Genomic DNA, 19,793 nt, shown 5'->3' with positions numbered 1-19,793 from the left:
CCGGCGCGCAATGTCACCAACGCGCCGGGTAAAGACAAAGACTAAGCGGGGATCACGCCCGTCAGCACCGAAAACGCCTTCGGCTGTGACAGCTGCACATCGGCGCGCATCCACGCTTGGACGTAAAGCTGACCAGTAGCCGCATAGGTCTGGTCAAAGATGCGGATTTCAACGCTCTGGCGCAGACCGATCATCAGGTGCGAGAAATTGCCAAAGACAATCGAACTGGCGTTATCCGCCGTGCCCTCGGTCTCGTCGATCGGTGCAGCCGTGGTCACGAATGGCGGAGTGTTGCGGATCCACTCCGGCTGCGTGAGCGGGTTGTTCTGGCTGTCCTTGAGCTTCTGGATCGCGAGCTGGGTGCGCGGGTGCATGATCCCGGCATACGGCCCCGGCACATCGTCGAGCGTCAACTCGTAAATTGCGTCCAGCAGCTTGTCGTAATCCGCAATTGCCGCGCCGTTCGTTCCCATGCTCACGGTGTTGATTCCGCTCGTATTGGTCACACCCGTAGGCGATGCGCCCGAACCGTCGCCCCAGATCGCCGCGCGATCGAGCTCCAGCGCCATCTTTGCGGCAAGCTGTTGTTGCACCAGCGCGCCGATATTGAGGCTGTCCGCCGCCAGCTCGCGCGACATCTTCACGCCGCCCGCGAGCGTTTTCGCGGTGAACGTCACCCGGTCATACGTCGGATCGGTTTCCGACACAGCGGCATTCTCCGCGCGCCATGCGACGGACGGATCGCCCGTTGCCCGCGCGATCGCCAGCGTCTCCGATTCCATCGGAACCGTGATAGCCCCGGCTGAAATCGCGGAACTGTTCCGGCGCATCAGGTCGATGAAATCTTGCGCCAGCGGCTCGGGGACGGTGAAGCCGCCCGCGCTGTTGGTCGATGCGGACAGGGCGCGTTCCTCGGCCTCGTTGCGCGGCCCCGAAATCTTGGCGGCGATCAGATCGCCAACGCTCGGCCCGGTGTAGCTACGCTGGGAGAATTGATCGGCACGCGAAAGCACCCGCACCGGATTGCCGCGTGCGTCCACCCAATCGGCGCGACGGCCAGAAAGGAACGCCCCCGGCCCGTCAACACCCGCCGCCGCCGTGCCGCCCATTTCGGGGCGAGCGGCTGCGCGATGTTCTTCGGTTTCGGCTTCAAGTTTGGCCTGGTCGATGTCGAGCGCGTTTGCGTCGATCGCCCGCATTGCAGCATCGTGGCGCGCCTCCAATTCCTTTGCGCGCTTCGCATCGGTGTTGTTGTCGATCGCGCGCAGCGCAGCGCGCGCTTCCTCGATCAGGTCGAGACGTTGCCGTTCAAGCTCGATCAGTTTTGCGGTTTTCATGTTTGAAACGTCCTGTTCTGCGGACGGATCGCGAATACAGCTGGCCCGTCCATTGTGATGAATGGCGGGGAATCAGCACCCCGTGGGCCTCCGGCGATCGCCGGGAATGGAACAAAACATGAATCAATTGCCGCCGAAATTCAAGCCCCCGGCGCGCTACGTTTTCCACCGTCTGCTAGGCACTGCGCCTCGAACGCATCGGCTGCATCGCGCAGCCGCTCGATCGCGCGGAACGGATCGCCCAGCTGCCCCGCCACCACCTCGACCAGCGCCGCCAGCGCCAGATTCGCGGTTTCGTCCGGCCCCATGCCAAGCCGCGCGGCTCGATCCTGAAACCCCAGCGCCACCCGCCGCGCTGCGCGTGTAAACGCTGCGTCCGTTGTCGGGCGCATCGGCCCCTTGCCAAATTCAGCCATCGTCATTTTCCTTTCTCACTTCTGCACCGTAGAACTGGTAAAGCGTCGTCCGCCCGATACCGATCGCCACCGCGATCGCCGCAGCCGTCGCGCCGCCGCGCCGCAGCTCGACCACCCGCCGCCGCGTTGCCTCATCGGGGACATAGGCGGGCCTCCCCCGCCCCCGGCGCACCGGGATGGGCGCGCCGAACAGATCACACTGCGTGTAACAATATTCACCCCTCAAATTGACCTCCTGCACCTTACGAACCCGCAGCCGAAAAGCGCCACCAGCGCCACGCTCGCCCTCGATGGGCGATGATTGAGCCTCTTACCCCGCCGCGCGGGATCGCATGAATGCGCGCGCGCAGCGGGCAACCACAGGCCCCACCGACAGCCCACCACCGCTACCGCGTGCGAATATCCCGGTCCCCGGCAAAAAAATCTCGCAATGACTGGGGGGGCGGTTTTCGCGCCGCCGACGTTCTGGAGATTGACCCACCCCCTCCCCCTAGTCATCGCCCGGCATCCAATCCGGATCGGGCGCACCACTCCCAACGGGATTAGATGGGGAACCCAAGTCCCCATCTATCCCGTTAGGGATAGGGGGTGAGTGTGCACCCGCTTTGTGCAGTTGTGCCGACTGGTCTTGTGCGTCTTGTGCACCGTCTTGTGCAGGGCTTTGTGCAGGGCTTTGTGCAGGGCTTTGTGCAGCCTGATCGACTTGCTTTAGGCCCCGGCGCGCTGTCCGATTTGCATACTTGCCAACCTCCTGATCGGCTAAGATTGTTCCCTTGTGCAGCAGCCTCTCCATAGCCGCTTCCATGTCGTCCTGGTCGAAACCCTTGGCCTCCGGCATCTTGGCGAAAACACGCGGCGCGAAATTCGCACCACGCGAATGAGACACAGCTCGGCCCTGTCCATCCACCGTGTTGAGACATCGCAAGAACGCCTCGTTGGCTGCGGTTGCCCTCGACGTTGCCGCCAACTGGCCAGCAATATCCGCTGGCAAATCCTCGGGCCTGATCAGGTAATGATCATGCCACCGGAACCGTGTCACCTCGCCCGGTTTCACATAATTGCCCTTCGACACCTTGAGCACCCGAACATCCGGATCGCCGCCTTCTTCCTTCTCGATCGAAGCGTGCGAGCGGATCGCGTTCTGCCACGCGGTTGAACCGCTATAGTCGGCTCCGTTTTTTGGAGTGTGCGCCAGCAGGAGGATCGCCGCCCCGGTGTCGCTGGCAAGCTTGTTAAGCAGCGACAAGAACCGCGTTGCCTGCATTCGGTCATTCTCGTTGCCGAGAAACAGGTGCGCCAGATTGTCCAGCACAAGCAGCTTTGAACCTGTCGCCTCGATCAGCTCTTGCGCTTGGTGATAGAGATCGCTCGGCTCTATCTCCCCGGCATGAGTGAAGCTCGCCAAGCCGTTGTGAAGCTCCTGACGCATCGAAACCACGTGCAGCCGCCCCGCAAGGTCGCGCATCGCCACGCCAAGACCACTGCAAGCATGGTGGATCGACCAGTGCAGCCGGGACTCCGAATCCTCCATGCCAATGTAAGCAGCAGGCCCCGGCTCGATCGCCATGCCAAGAACGCTGTCGCGCCCCGCTGCCATCGCGATTGCGATCATAAGCGATAGCGTGGTTTTGTTTCCGCCGCCCGGTGCAGAAAGCCCCGTAGTTTCCCCCGCTGGCAATAGCCCCTCGACTATGAACCGGACGGGTTGCGGCTCGACCCCGGCGAGCGCGGCAATATCCATCGCGCGCAGCGGAGTGATGGCAGTGAGCGGATTATCGACCCACCTGCCTCGCTCCGCATCCCACGTGCGCTTTCCATCATCGAACGAAGCCATCAGCGCGCCCACCAAGGTTTGAACTCGTGCCAAGCGAGCCGCCGTTGCATCGCCTCATTGGCGACCAGCATCGGGCGCATCGGCTTGGATTTCGGGCGCGGGGCGGGCGCGGGTTGAGCAGGGCGCATCCGCCGCCGATCAATGGGCGCGGCCTCGCTGCGAGCGGGAAGCGAAAGCCAATTCCAACCCCTGCCAGATGCTACAAAATGCGTCACGGTTTACACCGCCGTGTAAACCGCCCAGCGGGCACATCGCTAAGTGATTGAAAAATGGTAGCGGAGGAGGGACTCGAACCCCCGACACGCGGATTATGATTCCGCTGCTCTAACCACCTGAGCTACTCCGCCCCAAAGGGCAATTGGCCGGTAAAACAGCCAAAACTCGCGAGGCAAATCGCCTCAAGCGAGCGGCGCATTTAGGGCGGGGAGTGGCCGTGGTCAACCACAAGTTTCAGGCTCCGACAAATGCCGTCAGCGCGCACTTTCGTTCATGCGCAAAACCTTTACCGCAAGCGAGCGATTGAAGGCCCTGTCGACAGCCTTGCCAACCTCTGGCAGGCTCTTGGCCAGCTGTCCCAACGCGTCGCGATCCAGCCGCGCCATGCGCATTTCCTGCGTGACCGTGACGGTGGCGCTCGCGCGTTCGCCAGACACGTGACTCATCTCGCCAAGGAATTCACCCGCGCCACATTCACTTACGATAGCCAGGTCACGCTCGATCTCGGCCCGACCGCTGGCGATGTAGATCAGAGGCGGATCGATTTGCCCCTGTTTGATCAATGTCGTTCCGACGGGCACATCCTGCCATACCATGAGATCGCGCAAACGGCTTTGCTGTGAAGGCTCTTCGATCTTCATGACGTGATCGAACAGCTCGCGCTCCTCGCGTGTCATTACGCCCGAGCGAGCGCGTTGCCGTAATTCGAAGAGGCGCCCCGCATTGACGAGAGTGAAGGCAACAGAAAGCGCAAGTCCGGCGCCGAAACCGTGAACCAGCGCGAAATAGGCGACAGCCAATACCCCAGCGCCAAGGCAGATGCGGCGGATATCGCGAACCTGATGCGGGGCCATCGCCCACACGAGCGCCATCGCTCCAAGCCAGCCCAGCCATTGCCCCCAGTTTTCCATGTCAATGTCCTATCAGCCTTAAGCCTCGCCTGAATAGCCAAAAATGCGCCGGTTTACAGAGCCTCGCTACCGCGAAAGGAGTACCGCTTTATCAAGTCCCACGGACCGTCGCGATACAAGTGCAGTTCCAGCGCCGGGAAGGAGAAGCTGCGGGGTGTAATAGAGGGGGCCAGTTCCGCTTGCAGCGCCCTCGCCTCCTGTTTCGTGACCTTGTTCTGGATCGTTATGTGCGGGCGAGGGTCGTACAGGTCTTGTGCAGTTAGGCTGCCGTGGAAATGGTCTGCCATTGCCTCGCGAAGGGCAAGCAACTGGGGGCTTTTCAGCGCTATCGCCGTGCCCGTTCCCAGATCAAGCAAACCACTTACTTCGCCACAGGGTGCAGCGAAATTGCGGGTCAGCTTTGGCAGGTAATCCTTCAGTTCCTCGAACAGGGATGGCGCAAACGAATGGAACATGGTGACGTGCGCATGCAGATGATTGCGCTGGGGCGGATAATGTTGCCGCCTCAGTTTTTCGGCCCAGCCCTGAATGTCAGGCGGCAGGGCCGCCGTCACGATAAAGGGCTTGCCCACCCTATTCCATCTCGCCGCGCTGGCGGCGCAGTTCGAACCAGCGTCCGACAGCCTCATTGTGGCCGTCGAGCGTCTCGTTGAATTCGTGGCCGCGCGATCCGTCTGCAACCATGAAGAGGTAATTGTGCTTTTCGGGATCCAGCACGGCTGCGATGCTTTCGCGCCCGGGATTGGTGATCGGGCCGTCTGGCAGGCCCAGCATAGTGTAGGTGTTGTAGCCGTTCACCGCGGCGATTTCCGATTGGCGAATGCGGCGGCCCAGCGGTTTGCCCTGAGTTATGGGATATATGATTGTCGGGTCCGCCTGCAGCATCATGCCGACCCGCAAACGGTTGGAATATAGCCCTGCGACAGTGCGCCGCTCTTCAGGTTTTCCGGTTTCCTTTTCGACGATCGAGGCAAGGATCAAGGCTTCGCGAATCGTATCGACCGCTATGCCGTCAGCGCGCTTCGCCCAAGCCTCAGCCAGGTAGAGGTCCATCGCCGCCTGCATCTGCTCGACCAGTTCGGCCCGCGACTGCCCGCGTTCAAAGGCATAGGTGTCGGGCAGGATCGATCCTTCGGCGGGAACCTCGATCTCGCCGGTCAGCAGCGGTTCTGCCATTAGCCGCTCCCAGACGAGCACTGAAGGCATGCCTTCGGGAATGGTCACAAACCGGCGGATCACATCGCCTGATTGGAACGCGGCAAGGATGTCTCCCTGCGACATGCCCGGCTTCAAGGAGAATTCGCCCGCCTGAATGGGATCGGACGATCCGAATATGCGCGCATTCAGCAGGAAGCCGTCAGCCGAGGAAATGTGCCCGGCAGCCTCCAGATCCCGGGCAACCGCGCTCAGCGAGGAACCGGCAGGAATCAGAAACTGGGTTTCTTCCTCGATCGTGGCCTCGCCCAGCAACGCAGGAGCCGCGAAAAAAGCGGCAGCCAGCAGCAGAACCAGGCTGACGATCAACAGCCCTGCGCGCTTCACCGGTCTAGTCGACTTTCTGCATGATCAGCGAGGCATTGGTCCCGCCAAAGCCGAAGCTGTTGTTGAGAACGGCGCGAACCTCGCGCTGCCTTGCCTTGAACGGGACAAGGTCGATGCCTTCGGTGCCGTCATCCGGATTGTGGAGATTGAGCGTCGGCGGGACGATCTGATCGCGCATGGCAAGGATGCAGAACACCGCCTCAACGGCGCCTGCGCCACCCAGAAGGTGTCCGATCGCGCTCTTGGTCGAGCTCATCGACGCGCCGCCGAGGTCATCCCCCAGCACCCGCTTTACTGCCGCGAGTTCGATCGTGTCCGCCATCGTGCTGGTTCCATGGGCGTTGACATAGTCGATATCCCCTGGCCCAAGACCTGCCTTCTTCATCGCCATGCGCATGGCGAGTTCGGCGCCCTTGCCCTCGGGATGGGGCGCGGTGACGTGGTAGGCATCGCCTGACAGGCCATAGCCCGTCACTTCGGCGTAGATTTTCGCACCGCGCGCCTTGGCGTGTTCGTACTCCTCAAGCACGAGCACCCCTGCGCCTTCGCCCATGACAAAACCGTCGCGGTCCTTGTCATAGGGGCGGCTCGCCTCGGTCGGGCGATCGTTCATGCTCATGTTGAGCGCGCGCGCCTGAGCGAAACCTGCAATGCCGAGCGGGTTGATGGTACTTTCCGCACCGCCCGCCAGCATGATGTCCGCATCATCCATCATGATCATGCGCGCCGCATCGCCAATCGAGTGCGCGCCAGTCGAACAGGCGGTGACGACGGCGTGGTTCGGCCCCATGAAGCCGTATTTGATCTGCACTTGCCCGGTGATGAGATTGATCAGTCGCCCGTGGACAAAGTGCGGGCTGACCCGGCCCGGACCGCGTTCGTGGAGGTTGACGCTCTCAATCTCGATCCCCGGCAGACCGCCGATGCCCGATCCGATCGAGCAACCGGTGCGCTCCTTGTCGGCGTCGGACATGTCGGTCAGACCTGCATCTTCCAGCGCCTGACCGGCAGCATCAATGCCATAGACGATGAAGGGATCGACCTGCCGCTGCACCTTGTGGTCAACCCGCTTGTCGGCATCGAAGCCCCATGGGTGATCCTTGCCCTTCACTTCGCAGGCGATGGTGCATTTCTGGTTCGAGGTGTCGAAACGGGTGATCTGCCCTGCACCGCTTTCGCCAGCGATCAGGTTCTTCCACGAGGTTTCGACATCGCCCCCGAGCGGGGTGACAAGACCAAGACCGGTCACAACAACACGGCGCATTCCATTCTCCACAGCCCGGACGGGCGCAAATCCACCCTGCATCAAAGCGGCAGGGCCAAAAACACTACAGGCCCGCGACCCTGCAAGAGGGCTCGGGCCTGTCGGTCAGACGCCCGCGCACCGACAGGGGCAGCGGGCATTCTGAGGGCGATTAGCCCTGTATATCAGCCTTTGTTCTCTTCGATGAACTTGGTCGCGTCGCCGACGGTGCTGATCTTTTCAGCTGCATCGTCGGGGATTTCCACGCCGAATTCTTCTTCGAAAGCCATCACCAGCTCGACGATGTCGAGGCTGTCTGCGCCCAGATCATCGATGAAGCTTGCTTCCTGAGTTACCTTGTCTGCTTCGACGCCGAGATGTTCGACGACAATTTTCTGCACGCGGTCGGCAGTATCGCTCATAGTTTTCCCTCTTGGATTTGGGGTTTTGAAAATCGTTATTCGCCCTAAAGGGCGGTTCGACGTAGCGCAAGTCAAGATGCATGCGCCAATGCGCACATCCCCAAGATTGCGCGGCCGAGCCGCCTCGGCCTAGCCCGTCTGTCCTTCCTTCTTCGGCGGTTCGACCAGACGCAGGTGCAATTCGCGCAGCTGCTGCGGCGACACCTTCGAAGGTGCCCCCATCATCAGATCTTCGCCCTTCTGGTTCATCGGGAAGGCGATAACCTCGCGGATAGCTTCTTCACCGGCAAGCAGCATCACGATCCGGTCAATCCCCGGTGCCGATCCGCCGTGCGGCGGTGCGCCCAGCTTGAAGGCTTCGATCATGCCGGAGAATTCGCGGTCGACGGTTTCCTTGTCGTAACCGGCGATCTCGAAAGCCTTGTACATGATTTCCGGCTTGTGGTTCCGGATCGCACCCGAGGACAACTCGTAACCGTTGCAGACGATGTCGTACTGCCACGCCTTGATCGTCAGCGGGTCCTGCGTTTCCAACGCTTCCATCTCGCCCTGCGGCATCGAGAACGGGTTGTGGCTGAAGTCGATCTTCTTCGCTTCTTCGTCATATTCGAACATCGGGAAATCGACGATCCAGCAGAACTTGAAGCAATCGGGTTCGATCAGGTCGAGTTGCTCTGCCACCTGCGTCCGGGCAGCACCAGCCAGCTTGGCCGCGTCCTTTTCCTTGCCGGCGGCAAAGAACAGGCCGTCGTCCGGGCCGAGGCCGAGCTCGTTGTACAGCTCTTCCATCCGCTCCGGCCCGTGGTTCTTGGCGATCGGGCCACCGAATTCGCCGCCCTTGCGGGTGACATAGCCAAGGCCCGCGAACCCTTCACCGCGCGCCCAGTTGTTCATGTCGTCGAAGAACTTGCGGCTCTTGTCCGCCGTGTTCGGGGCCGGAACAACGCGAACGACGCCGCCGCTGCCGACGATCTTTTCAAACAGGCCAAAGCCGCTCTGTTCGAAGTGGCTGGTGACATCGCTGATGATCAACGGGTTGCGCAGGTCCGGCTTGTCGGTGCCGTATTTCAGCATCGCTTCGGCATAGGGAATGCGCGGGAAGCTGCCCGAAGGCGTCACTGATTTGCCGCCCGAAAATTCCTCGAAGCACCCGGCCAGCACGGGTTCGAGCGCCTGAAACACGTCTTCCTGGGTGACGAAGCTCATTTCAAAATCGAGCTGGTAGAATTCAAGGCTGCGATCGGCGCGCAAGTCTTCGTCGCGGAAGCACGGCGCGATCTGGAAATAGCGATCAAAACCCGACACCATCAGCATCTGCTTGAACATCTGGGGCGCCTGCGGGAGCGCGTAGAAGGTGTTGGGATGCATACGGCTGGGCACGAGGAAGTCGCGCGCGCCTTCGGGGCTGGAAGCGGTAAGGATCGGGGTCTGGAATTCGGTGAAGCCCTGATCGGTCATGCGACGGCGCAGCGATGTGATCACCTTTGAGCGAAGCATGATATTGCGATGCATGACTTCGCGGCGAAGATCGAGGAAGCGATACTTCAGCCGGATGTGTTCGGGATATTCTTCCCCGCTGGCGACAGGCATCGGCAGCTCTTCGGCTGCGCTTTGCACGGTGATCGCGCGGGCGAAAATCTCGATCTCGCCGGTCGGCAAATCCTTGTTCACGGTCGAAGCGGTGCGGGCCTTCACCTCACCGTCGATCGTCACGACCGACTCGGCACGCAGCTTTTCGAGCACCGGAAGCGCCGGCGAATCTTCGTCTGCAACGATCTGGGTAATGCCGTAATGATCGCGCAGATCGACAAACAGCACCCCGCCGTGATCGCGTTTGCGGTGCATCCATCCAGAAAGACGGACGGTTTCCCCGACATTTTTGGCCGAAAGCTGTGCGCAAGTGTGGGTACGATAGGCGTGCATCTAAACTCTTGTCCTGTTCGAAGGTATGGCGCTATTGGCGCGCCAGCATTTCGCGGCGGTTCGATCCCCGCGTTTTCTGCGCGCGCTAACAGGGCATGACCTGCACTTTGTCAAGTCGCGCACCTCTCACAAGACCGGCCTCCTGCATAGGGGGCGAGAGCGGCACTCCGCTCAAAACGACAAGAAGAACGATGAAGATACATGATCTGATCACCACCACGGATGCTCTGGCCGACCTGTGCGAGCGTCTTTCCCAATCCGAATTCGTTGCCGTCGACACCGAATTCATGCGCGAAAACACCTATTGGCCGGAACTGTGCCTGGTGCAGATAGCCAACACCGAAGAAGCCGCCGCGATCGATCCGCTGGCTCCCGGTATCGACCTTGCTCCACTGCTCGAGCTGATGTGCAACAATGAAGACGTGCTCAAGGTCTTCCACGCGGGCGGACAGGATGTCGAGATCATCGTCAACCTGACGGGCAAGACCCCGCATCCGGTGTTCGACACGCAAATCGCGATGATGGCGATCAGCCAGTCCGAACAGATCGGCTATGCAAACCTTGTTGATCACTGGCTCAACATTCAGATCGACAAGGGCGCGCGTTTTACCGACTGGAGCCGCCGCCCCCTGACCGATCGCCAGATCGAATACGCGATTGGCGACGTGACCCATTTGTCCAAGATATTCCCCAAGATCCTGAAAAAGCTGATCAAGACAGGACGCGGCGATTGGCTGGATGCGGAAATGGAAAAGCTCGCCGATCCTGCGAACTATCTCGTCGATCCTGAAACCTCTTGGAAGCGCATCCGCCAGCCGGGGCGAAATCCGCAGGTCCTTGGTCGGCTCAAGGCGCTGGCCGCATGGCGCGAAGGCGAAGCGCAGCACAAGAACATTCCGCGTGGCCGGATCATGCGCGACGAAACGCTGGCCGACATCGCCAGCCATCCGCCGAAAAAACAGGGCGATCTTGCCAAGGTGCGCGGGCTTTCTGCCGCGTGGAAAGACAACGACATCGGCAAACGGCTGATGAAGGTGATTGCCGAGGCTGACCCGCTTTCGCAGGAAGAAATGCCCGAAAAGATCAAACGCGGCGCGCCGCTGGGCAAGGAAGGCGCGCTCGTGGCGGATCTGCTCAAGCTGCTGCTCAAGATCCGCGCCCGGGAAATCGACGTTGCCGCGCGGCTGCTGACCCGCGCCGACGAAATGGAAGCGCTTGCCGCAGGGGTGCGCGATCTGCCGGTGCTGCAAGGCTGGCGCTATGACATTTTCGGCAAGGACGCGCTTGAACTGGTCGAAGGCAAGCTCGCCTTCGCGGTCAAGGGCGGCAAGCTGACGATGACCCATATCGACGACATGCAAGCCAGCATGGAAGAAGCGCTGGCGGCGGAGTAGAAGCGAGGCGTGTCCACTTACCTGCCCACCATCAAGCAGTTGCAATATCTCGTCTCGCTGCACGAACACGGCCATTTTGGCAGGGCAGCGGATGCCAGCTTCGTTTCGCAATCGACGCTGTCGGCGGGGATACGCGAGTTGGAGTCGCTGCTCGGTGTGACCCTCGTGGAGCGGTCGCGCCGTGTGGTTCGGTTTACGTCGCTGGGTGAGCAGGTCGTGGCAAAAGCCAACCGCCTGCTGCGCGAAGCGGAGGAACTGGCCGATCTGGTTCAGGCCGCCGGGAAGCCGCTCTCCGGGCAACTCCGCATGAGCGTCATCCCGACCATCGCCCCCTTCATGCTGCCGCGCATTCTTCCGCGGCTCAAGAATGAGCGCCCCGACCTGCAATTGATGCTGCGCGAAGAAACCAGCCAGGACGCCGTGGAGTCGCTCCAGCACGGCCGGGTCGATTGCGTATTGCTCGCCCTCCCCTTCGACACCGGAGAGGTAGAGGTCGAGCATATCTCTGATGATCGTTTGTTCGTGGCGTTTCCGAAGGATGACCCGCGCGATCCCCCCGCGACAATCCCGCCGGACATGATCGATCAGGGGCGGTTGCTGTTGCTAGAAGACGGCCACTGCCTGCGCGATCATGCGCTGGCCGCCTGCAACCGCAGCGAACTGCGCGATTCCGCCAGCATGATCGGCACCAGCCTGCACACTCTGGTGCAATTGGTGGACAACGATCTGGGCCTGACGATGCTGCCCGAAATGGCTTTGAACGCCGGAATATTGAACGGAACCGAAGTCGTCGCCCGCCCGGTCGACAGCCCCACGGCAAAGCGGGAAATAGTGCTGGTGTGGCGCAAGAATTCCCCGCGTGAAGCGGATTTCCGGCTGTTGGCCGAAGAACTGCGGGCAGGCTGATCAGACCACAAATTTGCATCGACGGCTCAAATCCGTATGTAACCGACCCGTTGCGACGTTCTGCGAAACAGACATAAACGGGAAGACCGATCTTAAATCCGGAAACGAATGAGCCTGCGGACCTGCCCATAGATCCGCCGATTGTCGAGCTGCCGATCGAAACCCATGACAGCGGTTTCTACGATGGTTTCAGTCGAGAAGTGACGATACCCGGCAAGATCATCGTTTCGCTGATCATCATGTGGGCGATTTTCTTTCCTGTCCGTGCGATGCAGGCTCTGCAAATTGCCAATTCGACGATCATTTCATCTTTCAGCGGGTGGTATGTCTATCTTGTCGCCGCGCTGATCATGGTCTGTTTCGCGCTGGCGCTGATCCCGCAGACGGGGACTTTGCGCATCGGCGCGCCGGGCGAAAAGCCTGAATTCTCACGCTTCTCATGGTTTTCGATGCTGTTCGGCGCGGGTATCGGGATCGGGATGCTGACCTATTCGACCGGCGAGCCGCTGGCCCATTTCGTCAGCAATCCCGACATCATCCGCGGCACTGTCGAAAGCGCTTCACCCGAAGCAGTCCGTTCGGCATTCATGTGGACGTTTTTGCATTGGGGCTTTGGCGCATGGTGCACCTATGCGCTTGTTGGCCTTGCGATCGGCTATGTCGCGCACCGGCGCGGTTTGCCGCTGACCATCCGTTCGAGCCTCGCCCCCCTGTTCGGCAAAGTCTTGTCGGGACTGCCGGGGCATATTGTCGATGTGGTCGCCGTGGTGGCCACCATACTCGGTGTGGCGGTAACAATGGGGCTTGGAGTCCAGCAATTCGTCGCCGGGCTTCACCGGGTGGGTATGGGCGATTGGCTGATGGTCGCGGATGCGACTGGAGTGCAGACAGCCTCGGCCGCGGCGATTGTGCTGGCCTTGCTTGTTTTGGTGGGCGCATCGACGCTCAGCGCGCTTTCGGGTGTCGGCAAAGGCATCAAATGGCTGTCGAACATCAACATGGCGCTCTCAATCGGCTTACTTGCCCTTTTCGCCGTCTTCGGATCGGGCCTTTACGGCTTGAAACTGCTGGGCGTGGGAATCTGGGATTACTTCGTGAGCCTGCCAGCCAATTCGCTGACGCTGTTTTCGAGTGACGGCTCCGACGTGGGTGAAGCGCTGGTGCAATGGCAACTGGACTGGTCGGTGTTCTACTGGGCCTGGTGGATCGCATTCGCGCCCTTCGTCGGCATGTTTATCGCACGGATATCGCGAGGACGAACTATCCGGGAGTATGTTCTGGGTGTAGCACTCGTCCCCGCACTAATGTGTTTCCTGTGGATGGGTCTCGCTGGAGGGACCGCGATCGATCTGGAGCTGAGCGGCGCGGCTCAGGGCGAAATCCTTTCAACGGGAATATCTTCCCAGCTTTATGCAACCATCGGCGTACTGCTCAGCCCCGATGTGGCGCTGATCGTGTCCGGCTTGGTGGTGTTGCTGCTGATGACTTACCTGATCACGTCGGTCGATAGCGCGATCCTGATCGTCAATACGATCAACGGCGCGGGCGAAGACGAAGGCGGTCGCCGCTACCACATCCTTTTCTGGGGCTTTGCCTTGGCATTCGTTGTCGGCTCGATGCTAATCCTTGGCGGGATCGAGGCAATCCGCATCACCATGATCATAGGGGCCTTGCCCTTCTCGCTTGTCGTCCTGCTGATGTGCATTTCCATCATCAAGGCGGTGGTGTTCGATCTGATCCGCAAGAAGCACGGTGTGCCGACCACTGCAGAAGCCTGTCAGGAATGGGCTGAAGCCCGGAGTGAAGGCTGAAGACTTGGCTCGACATTTGAGTTTCTCAAATATTCATGACCCTAGACTTCACATTTCTTGAATATTTTCCGACAAACTTGGCATTTTTTGAATAACAATAAAATATAGAATTTCTATATTTGAATTTCATAAACCTGCATTTGAATATTTTCTTCGAATTATTTTTCTGTTGTTATTTTGCAACATGATATTTTGACTCCAATAAGACTCCAGACTCCACTGTGGTCACCTTATTGATCCCTTGCTATCCGGCCCTACGCGCGAGCGATCTTTAGCTGCATTGCTCGCCTCTATTGGGACTTACGCTGGTGCTTCTCTGCGCCGCGGGCCCGCAATCCGGCTCAAAAGGGGCAATTACATGTCGAAATATATAAGCGGGGCGTCGATCGGCGCACTCGCAGTCGCAATCGCATCACCTGTTTATGCGCAAACCACCCAACCGGCTCAGCAACAAACCGAAAGCACGCAGCGTCAAGGCGGCGTTCGCACCATCGTCGTCACGGCGCAGCGCAAGAGCGAAGATCTGCAGGACGTGCCGGTTTCGGTCAGCGCGATCGGCGCCGAGGAGCTTGACCAACTCAACATCGATACCTTCGAAGACTATCTTGAGCAGATCCCGACAGTTACGGCTGGCGGCAATGGCCCCGGACAAAGCACGATCTACATTCGCGGCCTCGCCTCCACTACGCCCAACATTACGGTAGCCGGTGTTGCCGGGCTTGCGCCCAACGTCGCGCTGTATCTGAACGATCAACCCCTCTCGCAGCCGGGGCGCAATCTCGACGTCTATGCCGCTGACCTTGAGCGGATCGAAGTCCTCTCAGGTCCGCAAGGCACGCTGTTCGGCGCCAGTTCGCAAGCAGGCGTTGTCCGCCTGATCACCAACAAGCCCGACCTTTCGGGTTTCTATGGCAAGGGTTCAGCCGGAGTCTCTTTCACCAAAGGGGGCGAGGCAAGCTATCAGGGCGAAGTGATGGTCAACGTGCCAGTCACTGACACCTTTGCCCTTCGCGCGGTCGCATATCTCGATGATCAGGGTGGCTACGTCGACAATGTCCAAGGCACCCGTGACCTGCGGGAAAGTGCACGGTTCCGCCCCGAAGGCACCGTTCGCGCCAACGGTGTTCCCGTGTCCGCTATCCGTGCTGGCTTCCAGTCGACCGCCAACCTGTCCAATGTCACCTTCCTCGAAGCCGACAATGCCGGCATCGCACAGGACGATTTCAACGACACCCAATATGCGGGCTTCCGCGTGAGCGCCCTGTGGGAAGTTACCCCTGACTGGACCGTAAACCTGTCGCACCAGCGGCAGAGCCTCGAAAGCGACGGTGTGTTCTTTGCGGATCCGGAACTGGGTGGCCTCGACGACCTTGAAATCGAACGGTTTGAGACGGACAGGCTGGAGGATGATTTCTCAAATACCAGCTGGACAGTCGAAGGCCGCATCGGCTGGCTGGATGTGATCTACACAGGCGCATACACCGATCGCGAGAGCGAACAGCGCGCCGACTACACCGATTACATGTTCGCCGGTCAGTATCTGCCGTATTACATCTGTGACGGCTCCGTCAGCTATCCGGGTGCTGCCGATCCGAGCGGGACCTGCCAGGCACCCAACCTCTACATCAATTCTTTCAGCAAGACGGAGGTGTTCACTCAGGAGCTCCGCTTCAGCACCCCCGAAGATTGGCGCGTCCGGTTTCAGGGCGGGGGCTTTTATTCGGACCTCAGCCTCGAAGAACGCGTCGACTTCGCTTATCCGGGGAATGTTCTGGCGGAGCCATTCGGGCCGTTTGCACCGAATTTCCCCCAGACCACCGGTTTCTTTTCCGATCCGGGACCTTTCCCGCGCGATACGATCTTCCGCAACGACATTCGCCGGACAGACGAACAGTTTGGCATTTTTGGCGAAGCCAGCTTTGACGTGGTCCCCGATCTGCTGACCGTGACTTTCGGGGCTCGCTATTACGATGTCGAAGTCGACTTCGAAGGGTCGGCTAATGGGTCGTTCTGTAATTCCGGGGCGGCTCAGGATGCCAATGCCTTCGGTACGGACATCAGCGATCTGTACAACGGCGACGGCCAATTCACGTTTATCGGATCATGCAACGCAGCCTTGCGTCAGACGTTCGACCTGAGCGACAGCCTCGCCGATATTCAGGCCGCAGGACTTTCCGCCACACAGGCGCAGCAGGTGTTCAACGCCGTCCGCGCCCCTGACACCGCATCCACCAGCGGCACTATCTTCAAGGGCACGATCACCCTGACCCCGACGCCGGACCTCTTGTTCTACGCCACCTATTCCGAAGGCTTCCGCCCCGGTCTGCTTAACCGTCCGGGTGGCGCGGTGGCACCGGGGGGCAGCGGCTTTACGGTTCCGTTCGAGGTCGAGACCGATGAAGTCAAGAACTACGAATTCGGCTGGAAAATGGACCTGATCGACGGCCAGTTCCGCTGGAACGGTTCGGCATTCTTCGTCGATATCTCCAACTTGCAAACGCAGATTTTCGATCCTTCCATCACAAATCTGTTCTTCTCTTCGAACGCGGCGAATGCTGAAATCTACGGGATCGAATCCGATTTCACGATCGCCCCGTATTCGACGCCGGGCCTGACCTTTGCCGGGGCGTTTTCGATCCTCGACACGGAGATCACCGAGGTGTTGATTCCGACCAGCGATGTGATCGCGGGAGAAGAACTGGCCTACGCCCCGGGCTTCCAGGGCAACATCAGGGCGCGCTACGAATGGGATCTGAACGGTGATCTGGAGGCGTTCATCCAGCCGCAGATGACCTATTCGGCGTCGAAATTCACCGACATTATCGAGATCAACAAGATCCGGCTCGATAGCTACACCGTGTTCGACCTTTCGGCAGGTGTCGTGGCTGATCGTTGGCGCTTCGAGGTGTTCGGTGAGAACCTTTCGGACGAACGCGCGGAAATTTCCGGTGTGTTCGGCAATGATCGGGAACGCATCATCACCAATCGTCCGTTGACGGTGGGTATGCGTGTTTCGTTCGACTATTGATCGAACCCATCCAATCAGGCGGCGGGAGTGGCTACGGTTCACTCCCGCCGCTTTGCCGTTTAAGGCCCCGATCCATGACCACCCGTGAAGACCAGCTGAGACAAGTACAGGCGGCCCTGCAATCGGGTCAATTCGAGGCTGGCCTTGAATTGGCGAAGGTGCTGATCGGCGCTGATCCGTTGGATGGTGAGGCGCTCTATATGGCTGCGGTGGCGGCGCGTTATCTCGGGCGTCTTGACGAAGCGTCCAGGCACCTTTCCTCGCTACACTCCGCAATGCCCGAATATGGTCGCGCGTGGCAGGAAGAAGGCCACCTAGCGCTCGCAAAAGGGGACAATCAGGCGGCACTCTCCGCCTTTGCCAAGGCGACCCGCTTCAACCCCGCGCTGGAGGCAAGTTGGCGCGAGCAGGCACGGCTGCATGCTGCCGCAGGACGTCCAGCCGAAGCACAGGGCGCGGCCGCCCAGCAGCAGCGTATCGCCGGGCTTCCCCGGGAACTGGTGGCTGTCACCAACCATCTTGCTGAAGGCCGCTTGGCCCGGGCCGAAGAGATATGCCGCCACTATCTGCGCCAGAACCCGCGAAACGTCGAAGGCATGCGCCTGCTCGCCAAGATCGGGATCGAGTTCGGCATTCTCGACGATGCGGAAATCCTGCTCGAAAGTGCAGTCGAATTTTCGCCCGATGATGTCCAATTGCGGTTCGACTATATCGACGTCCTGAGGCGGAGGCAGAAATTTGCCGAGGCATTGGATCAAGCAGAAAAGCTTTATCGGCGTGATCCCGCCAATCCGCTGTTTCAGTCGCGGCTGGCGATCGAATGCATCCAGACAGGCGATTACACTCGCGGACTGGACCTGTTCGAAAAGGTACTGGAGAAGCTGCCACATGATCCTGCCAGCCTGACCAGTCGCGGGCATGCGTTAAAGACCAAGGGGGATCGCGCAGAGGCCGAAGCCAGCTATCGCGCGGCGATCGCGTCAAAGCCGGATCATGGCGATGCCTTCTATGCGCTCGCAAACCTCAAGACTTATCGTTTTGGTGCTGACGAAATCGCGGCAATGCGGGCTCAAGTCGCACGCAACGATCTGGCCTTCATGGACAGGGTTCACCTTAGCTTTGCGCTGGCAAAGGCCATGGAAGACGAAGGCGACTACGAAGCCAGCTTCCATCATTATGACGAGGGCAATGCGCTGAAGCGCGCGCAGACCCGATACCGCGCCGAAGCCATGACGCGTGAGCTGACGCTGCAAAAGGAAGTCTGCTCAGCGGAGCTGTTCGAAAAGCACAAGGGCAACGGCCACCCTGCCCCCGATCCGATCTTCATCCTCGGCTTGCCCAGAGCCGGTTCGACCTTGCTGGAACAGATCCTTGCCAGCCATTCACAGATCGACGGAACTCTGGAATTGCCGAATATCCTCGCGCTGGCGCACCGTCTGCGCGGGCGAAAGGCAGGGCAATCGCGCTACCCGCAAATCCTGCATGATCTGACCGCCGAACAGCTGGAAAAATTCGGCGCCGACTTCATCGAGAATACCCGCATCCACCGACAGGGCGCGCCGTTCTTTATCGACAAGATGCCGAACAATTTCCGGCACATCGGTCTCATCCACCTGATCCTGCCCAATGCAAAGATCATCGATGCCCGGCGCGCGCCGATGGATTGCTGCTTTTCCGGGTTCAAGCAGCTGTTCGCCGAAGGACAGGAATTCACCTACGGATTGACCGAGATAGGTCGCTATTACTCCGATTATGTCGGGCTGATGGATCACTGGGACGAAGTGCTGCCGGGCAAGGTGCTACGCGTTCAGCACGAAGACGTCCTCGATGATCTGGAAGGACAGACCCGGCGCATGCTCGATTTTCTCGGCCTGCCGTTCGAGCAGCAATGCCTTGCGTTTCACAAGACCCCGCGGGCGGTGCGTACGGCGTCGAGCGAACAGGTGCGCCAGCCGATCAATCGCAAGGGCCAAGGCGCGTGGAAACCGTTCGAACCGTGGCTGGGCGATTTGAAGGCGGCGCTAGGCGATCTGGCCTGAGCCTTGCCTCAATCCATGTGCTTGATGCCGACCCGCAAGTAGTCCCAGCCCGTCACGCAGGTCAGCACCGCTGCCGCCCAGAGGCTGGCGAGGCCCACAACGTGAACCCAGCTTTCGGCCAGCGTCTTGCAATTCTCTAGCGGAGACTGGCACGGCTGGCCGTGTACCGCCCCACCAAGGATCAGCGCTCCCAGTGCCACCAGCTGAAACGTCGTTTTCCATTTGGCGAGCTTTGTCACCGGCACCGAAACCTGGATTCCACCGAGAAATTCGCGCAAGCCGCTAACCGTGATCTCACGGATCAGGATCACCAGCCCGGCAATGACATGCATGTCACCGACATACGGCCCGCGCAGATAACCCTGAGCCGTCAGGATAAGGATCACTGCAGCCACCATGATCTTGTCCGCGATCGGATCGAGGAAAATGCCGAGCTTCGACACCGTGCCCTGCGCCCTTGCCAGATAGCCGTCAAAGAAATCGGTGATCGCAATAACGCAATACAGCGCAAAGCCGATCAGATAGCCAAGCTGCCAATCGGGCCACCAGAGGAAGAACCCGAGCAGCGGAACCGCAAAAATCCGCGACATGGTGAGGATGTTGGGCAGCGTCAGCATGATCGTTTTTCGCCTTAGCCGTTCCTGCCTCGCAGCAAAACACTAACCATTGTCAGCATACACAAGCTTGATCGCTTGCCTTGGCGGACTTGTGCGGCTTCGCATGTCCGCTATGGGAGGTGGGAGAGAAGAGGACAGGCGGGCGCGACGCTAC

General features: G+C 60.0%; 16 protein-coding genes and 1 tRNA gene. 5 read left to right on the top strand and 12 right to left on the bottom strand.

What is annotated here, in order from left to right:
* Nucleotides 1-41: 41 nt before the first annotated feature.
* The 11 genes from L1K66_RS08695 to aspS all read right to left on the bottom strand — a co-directional run bounded on the left by L1K66_RS08695 (nucleotide 42) and on the right by aspS (nucleotide 9,844).
* Entirely contained in the window at nucleotides 42-1,337 is a 1,296-nt protein-coding gene (locus tag L1K66_RS08695) for a phage major capsid protein (protein WP_252257509.1), read from the bottom strand.
* 140 nt (nucleotides 1,338-1,477) lie between these two features.
* Nucleotides 1,478-1,753, bottom strand: a complete 276-nt coding sequence (locus L1K66_RS08690) for a hypothetical protein (protein WP_252257508.1) — start codon at nucleotides 1,751-1,753, stop codon at nucleotides 1,478-1,480.
* Nucleotides 1,746-1,979: a helix-turn-helix domain-containing protein gene (locus L1K66_RS08685; RefSeq protein ID WP_252257507.1), complete on the bottom strand. Its 234-nt coding sequence runs from the start codon at nucleotides 1,977-1,979 to the stop codon at nucleotides 1,746-1,748. Before L1K66_RS08685 ends, L1K66_RS08690 begins: the two co-directional genes overlap by 8 nt.
* A gap of 264 nt (nucleotides 1,980-2,243) precedes the next feature.
* Complete coding sequence (locus L1K66_RS08680) at nucleotides 2,244-3,587, bottom strand: AAA family ATPase (RefSeq protein WP_252257506.1); 1,344 nt, start codon at nucleotides 3,585-3,587, stop codon at nucleotides 2,244-2,246.
* Nucleotides 3,588-3,857: 270 nt separating this feature from the next.
* Nucleotides 3,858-3,934: transfer RNA gene (locus L1K66_RS08675), tRNA-Met, on the bottom strand.
* Nucleotides 3,935-4,057: 123 nt separating this feature from the next.
* Nucleotides 4,058-4,714, bottom strand: coding sequence for a Crp/Fnr family transcriptional regulator (locus L1K66_RS08670; RefSeq protein ID WP_034953429.1), 657 nt, complete (start codon nucleotides 4,712-4,714; stop codon nucleotides 4,058-4,060).
* A gap of 53 nt (nucleotides 4,715-4,767) precedes the next feature.
* The gene (locus L1K66_RS08665; protein WP_252257505.1) at nucleotides 4,768-5,286 is read right to left on the bottom strand and encodes a 2'-5' RNA ligase family protein; all 519 of its coding nucleotides are present in this window, start codon (nucleotides 5,284-5,286) and stop codon (nucleotides 4,768-4,770) included.
* Between the two features lies 1 nt (nucleotide 5,287).
* Nucleotides 5,288-6,256 (bottom strand): endolytic transglycosylase MltG, encoded by a 969-nt coding sequence (mltG, locus tag L1K66_RS08660; protein ID WP_252257504.1) that lies wholly within the window; start codon nucleotides 6,254-6,256, stop codon nucleotides 5,288-5,290.
* A gap of 4 nt (nucleotides 6,257-6,260) precedes the next feature.
* Nucleotides 6,261-7,520, bottom strand: coding sequence for a beta-ketoacyl-ACP synthase II (gene fabF, locus L1K66_RS08655; protein ID WP_252257503.1), 1,260 nt, complete (start codon nucleotides 7,518-7,520; stop codon nucleotides 6,261-6,263).
* Between the two features lie 164 nt (nucleotides 7,521-7,684).
* On the bottom strand, nucleotides 7,685-7,921 hold the full coding sequence (locus L1K66_RS08650) for an acyl carrier protein (RefSeq protein ID WP_034953426.1): 237 nt from the start codon (nucleotides 7,919-7,921) through the stop codon (nucleotides 7,685-7,687).
* A 129-nt stretch (nucleotides 7,922-8,050) separates the two neighbouring features.
* Nucleotides 8,051-9,844 (bottom strand): aspartate--tRNA ligase, encoded by a 1,794-nt coding sequence (gene aspS, locus L1K66_RS08645; RefSeq protein ID WP_252257502.1) that lies wholly within the window; start codon nucleotides 9,842-9,844, stop codon nucleotides 8,051-8,053.
* A 191-nt stretch (nucleotides 9,845-10,035) separates the two neighbouring features.
* On the opposite strand from aspS, the gene rnd reads away from it, so the two are divergent.
* The 5 genes from rnd to L1K66_RS08620 all read left to right on the top strand — a co-directional run bounded on the left by rnd (nucleotide 10,036) and on the right by L1K66_RS08620 (nucleotide 19,022).
* Entirely contained in the window at nucleotides 10,036-11,238 is a 1,203-nt protein-coding gene (rnd, locus tag L1K66_RS08640) for a ribonuclease D (protein ID WP_252257501.1), read from the top strand.
* Between the two features lie 9 nt (nucleotides 11,239-11,247).
* Nucleotides 11,248-12,144 carry a LysR substrate-binding domain-containing protein gene (locus L1K66_RS08635; RefSeq protein ID WP_252257500.1) on the top strand — a complete coding sequence of 299 codons (897 nt, stop codon included), beginning with the start codon at nucleotides 11,248-11,250 and terminating at the stop codon, nucleotides 12,142-12,144.
* A gap of 200 nt (nucleotides 12,145-12,344) precedes the next feature.
* Nucleotides 12,345-13,955, top strand: coding sequence for a BCCT family transporter (locus L1K66_RS08630; RefSeq protein WP_252257499.1), 1,611 nt, complete (start codon nucleotides 12,345-12,347; stop codon nucleotides 13,953-13,955).
* A 358-nt stretch (nucleotides 13,956-14,313) separates the two neighbouring features.
* Complete coding sequence (locus L1K66_RS08625) at nucleotides 14,314-16,983, top strand: TonB-dependent receptor (protein WP_252257498.1); 2,670 nt, start codon at nucleotides 14,314-14,316, stop codon at nucleotides 16,981-16,983.
* A gap of 74 nt (nucleotides 16,984-17,057) precedes the next feature.
* Nucleotides 17,058-19,022: a tetratricopeptide repeat-containing sulfotransferase family protein gene (locus L1K66_RS08620; protein ID WP_252257497.1), complete on the top strand. Its 1,965-nt coding sequence runs from the start codon at nucleotides 17,058-17,060 to the stop codon at nucleotides 19,020-19,022.
* Nucleotides 19,023-19,030: 8 nt separating this feature from the next.
* Here the strand turns inward: L1K66_RS08620 and pgsA are convergent, their stop codons facing one another.
* Entirely contained in the window at nucleotides 19,031-19,639 is a 609-nt protein-coding gene (gene pgsA / locus L1K66_RS08615; protein ID WP_252257496.1) for a CDP-diacylglycerol--glycerol-3-phosphate 3-phosphatidyltransferase, read from the bottom strand.
* Nucleotides 19,640-19,793 lie beyond the last annotated feature (154 nt).

The organism is Erythrobacter aurantius, assembly GCF_023823125.1.
Classification (GTDB): domain Bacteria; phylum Pseudomonadota; class Alphaproteobacteria; order Sphingomonadales; family Sphingomonadaceae; genus Erythrobacter; species Erythrobacter aurantius.
Note: the sequence above shows the minus strand (reverse complement) of the source record. Positions and strands in the feature narration are given on the sequence as shown.

Excerpts from the sequence above, each read along its gene's own strand:
- L1K66_RS08695 (WP_252257509.1), bottom strand. The coding sequence starts at position 1,337 with ATGAAAACCGCAAAACTGATCGAGCTTGAACGGCAACGTCTCGACCTG.
- L1K66_RS08690 (WP_252257508.1), bottom strand. The coding sequence starts at position 1,753 with ATGGCTGAATTTGGCAAGGGGCCGATGCGCCCGACAACGGACGCAGCG.
- L1K66_RS08680 (WP_252257506.1), bottom strand. The coding sequence starts at position 3,587 with ATGGCTTCGTTCGATGATGGAAAGCGCACGTGGGATGCGGAGCGAGGC.
- L1K66_RS08670 (WP_034953429.1), bottom strand. The coding sequence starts at position 4,714 with ATGGAAAACTGGGGGCAATGGCTGGGCTGGCTTGGAGCGATGGCGCTC.
- fabF (WP_252257503.1), bottom strand. The coding sequence starts at position 7,520 with ATGCGCCGTGTTGTTGTGACCGGTCTTGGTCTTGTCACCCCGCTCGGG.
- L1K66_RS08650 (WP_034953426.1), bottom strand. The coding sequence starts at position 7,921 with ATGAGCGATACTGCCGACCGCGTGCAGAAAATTGTCGTCGAACATCTC.
- aspS (WP_252257502.1), bottom strand. The coding sequence starts at position 9,844 with ATGCACGCCTATCGTACCCACACTTGCGCACAGCTTTCGGCCAAAAAT.
- rnd (WP_252257501.1), top strand. The coding sequence starts at position 10,036 with ATGAAGATACATGATCTGATCACCACCACGGATGCTCTGGCCGACCTG.
- L1K66_RS08625 (WP_252257498.1), top strand. The coding sequence starts at position 14,314 with ATGTCGAAATATATAAGCGGGGCGTCGATCGGCGCACTCGCAGTCGCA.
- L1K66_RS08620 (WP_252257497.1), top strand. The coding sequence starts at position 17,058 with ATGACCACCCGTGAAGACCAGCTGAGACAAGTACAGGCGGCCCTGCAA.
- pgsA (WP_252257496.1), bottom strand. The coding sequence starts at position 19,639 with ATGCTGACGCTGCCCAACATCCTCACCATGTCGCGGATTTTTGCGGTT.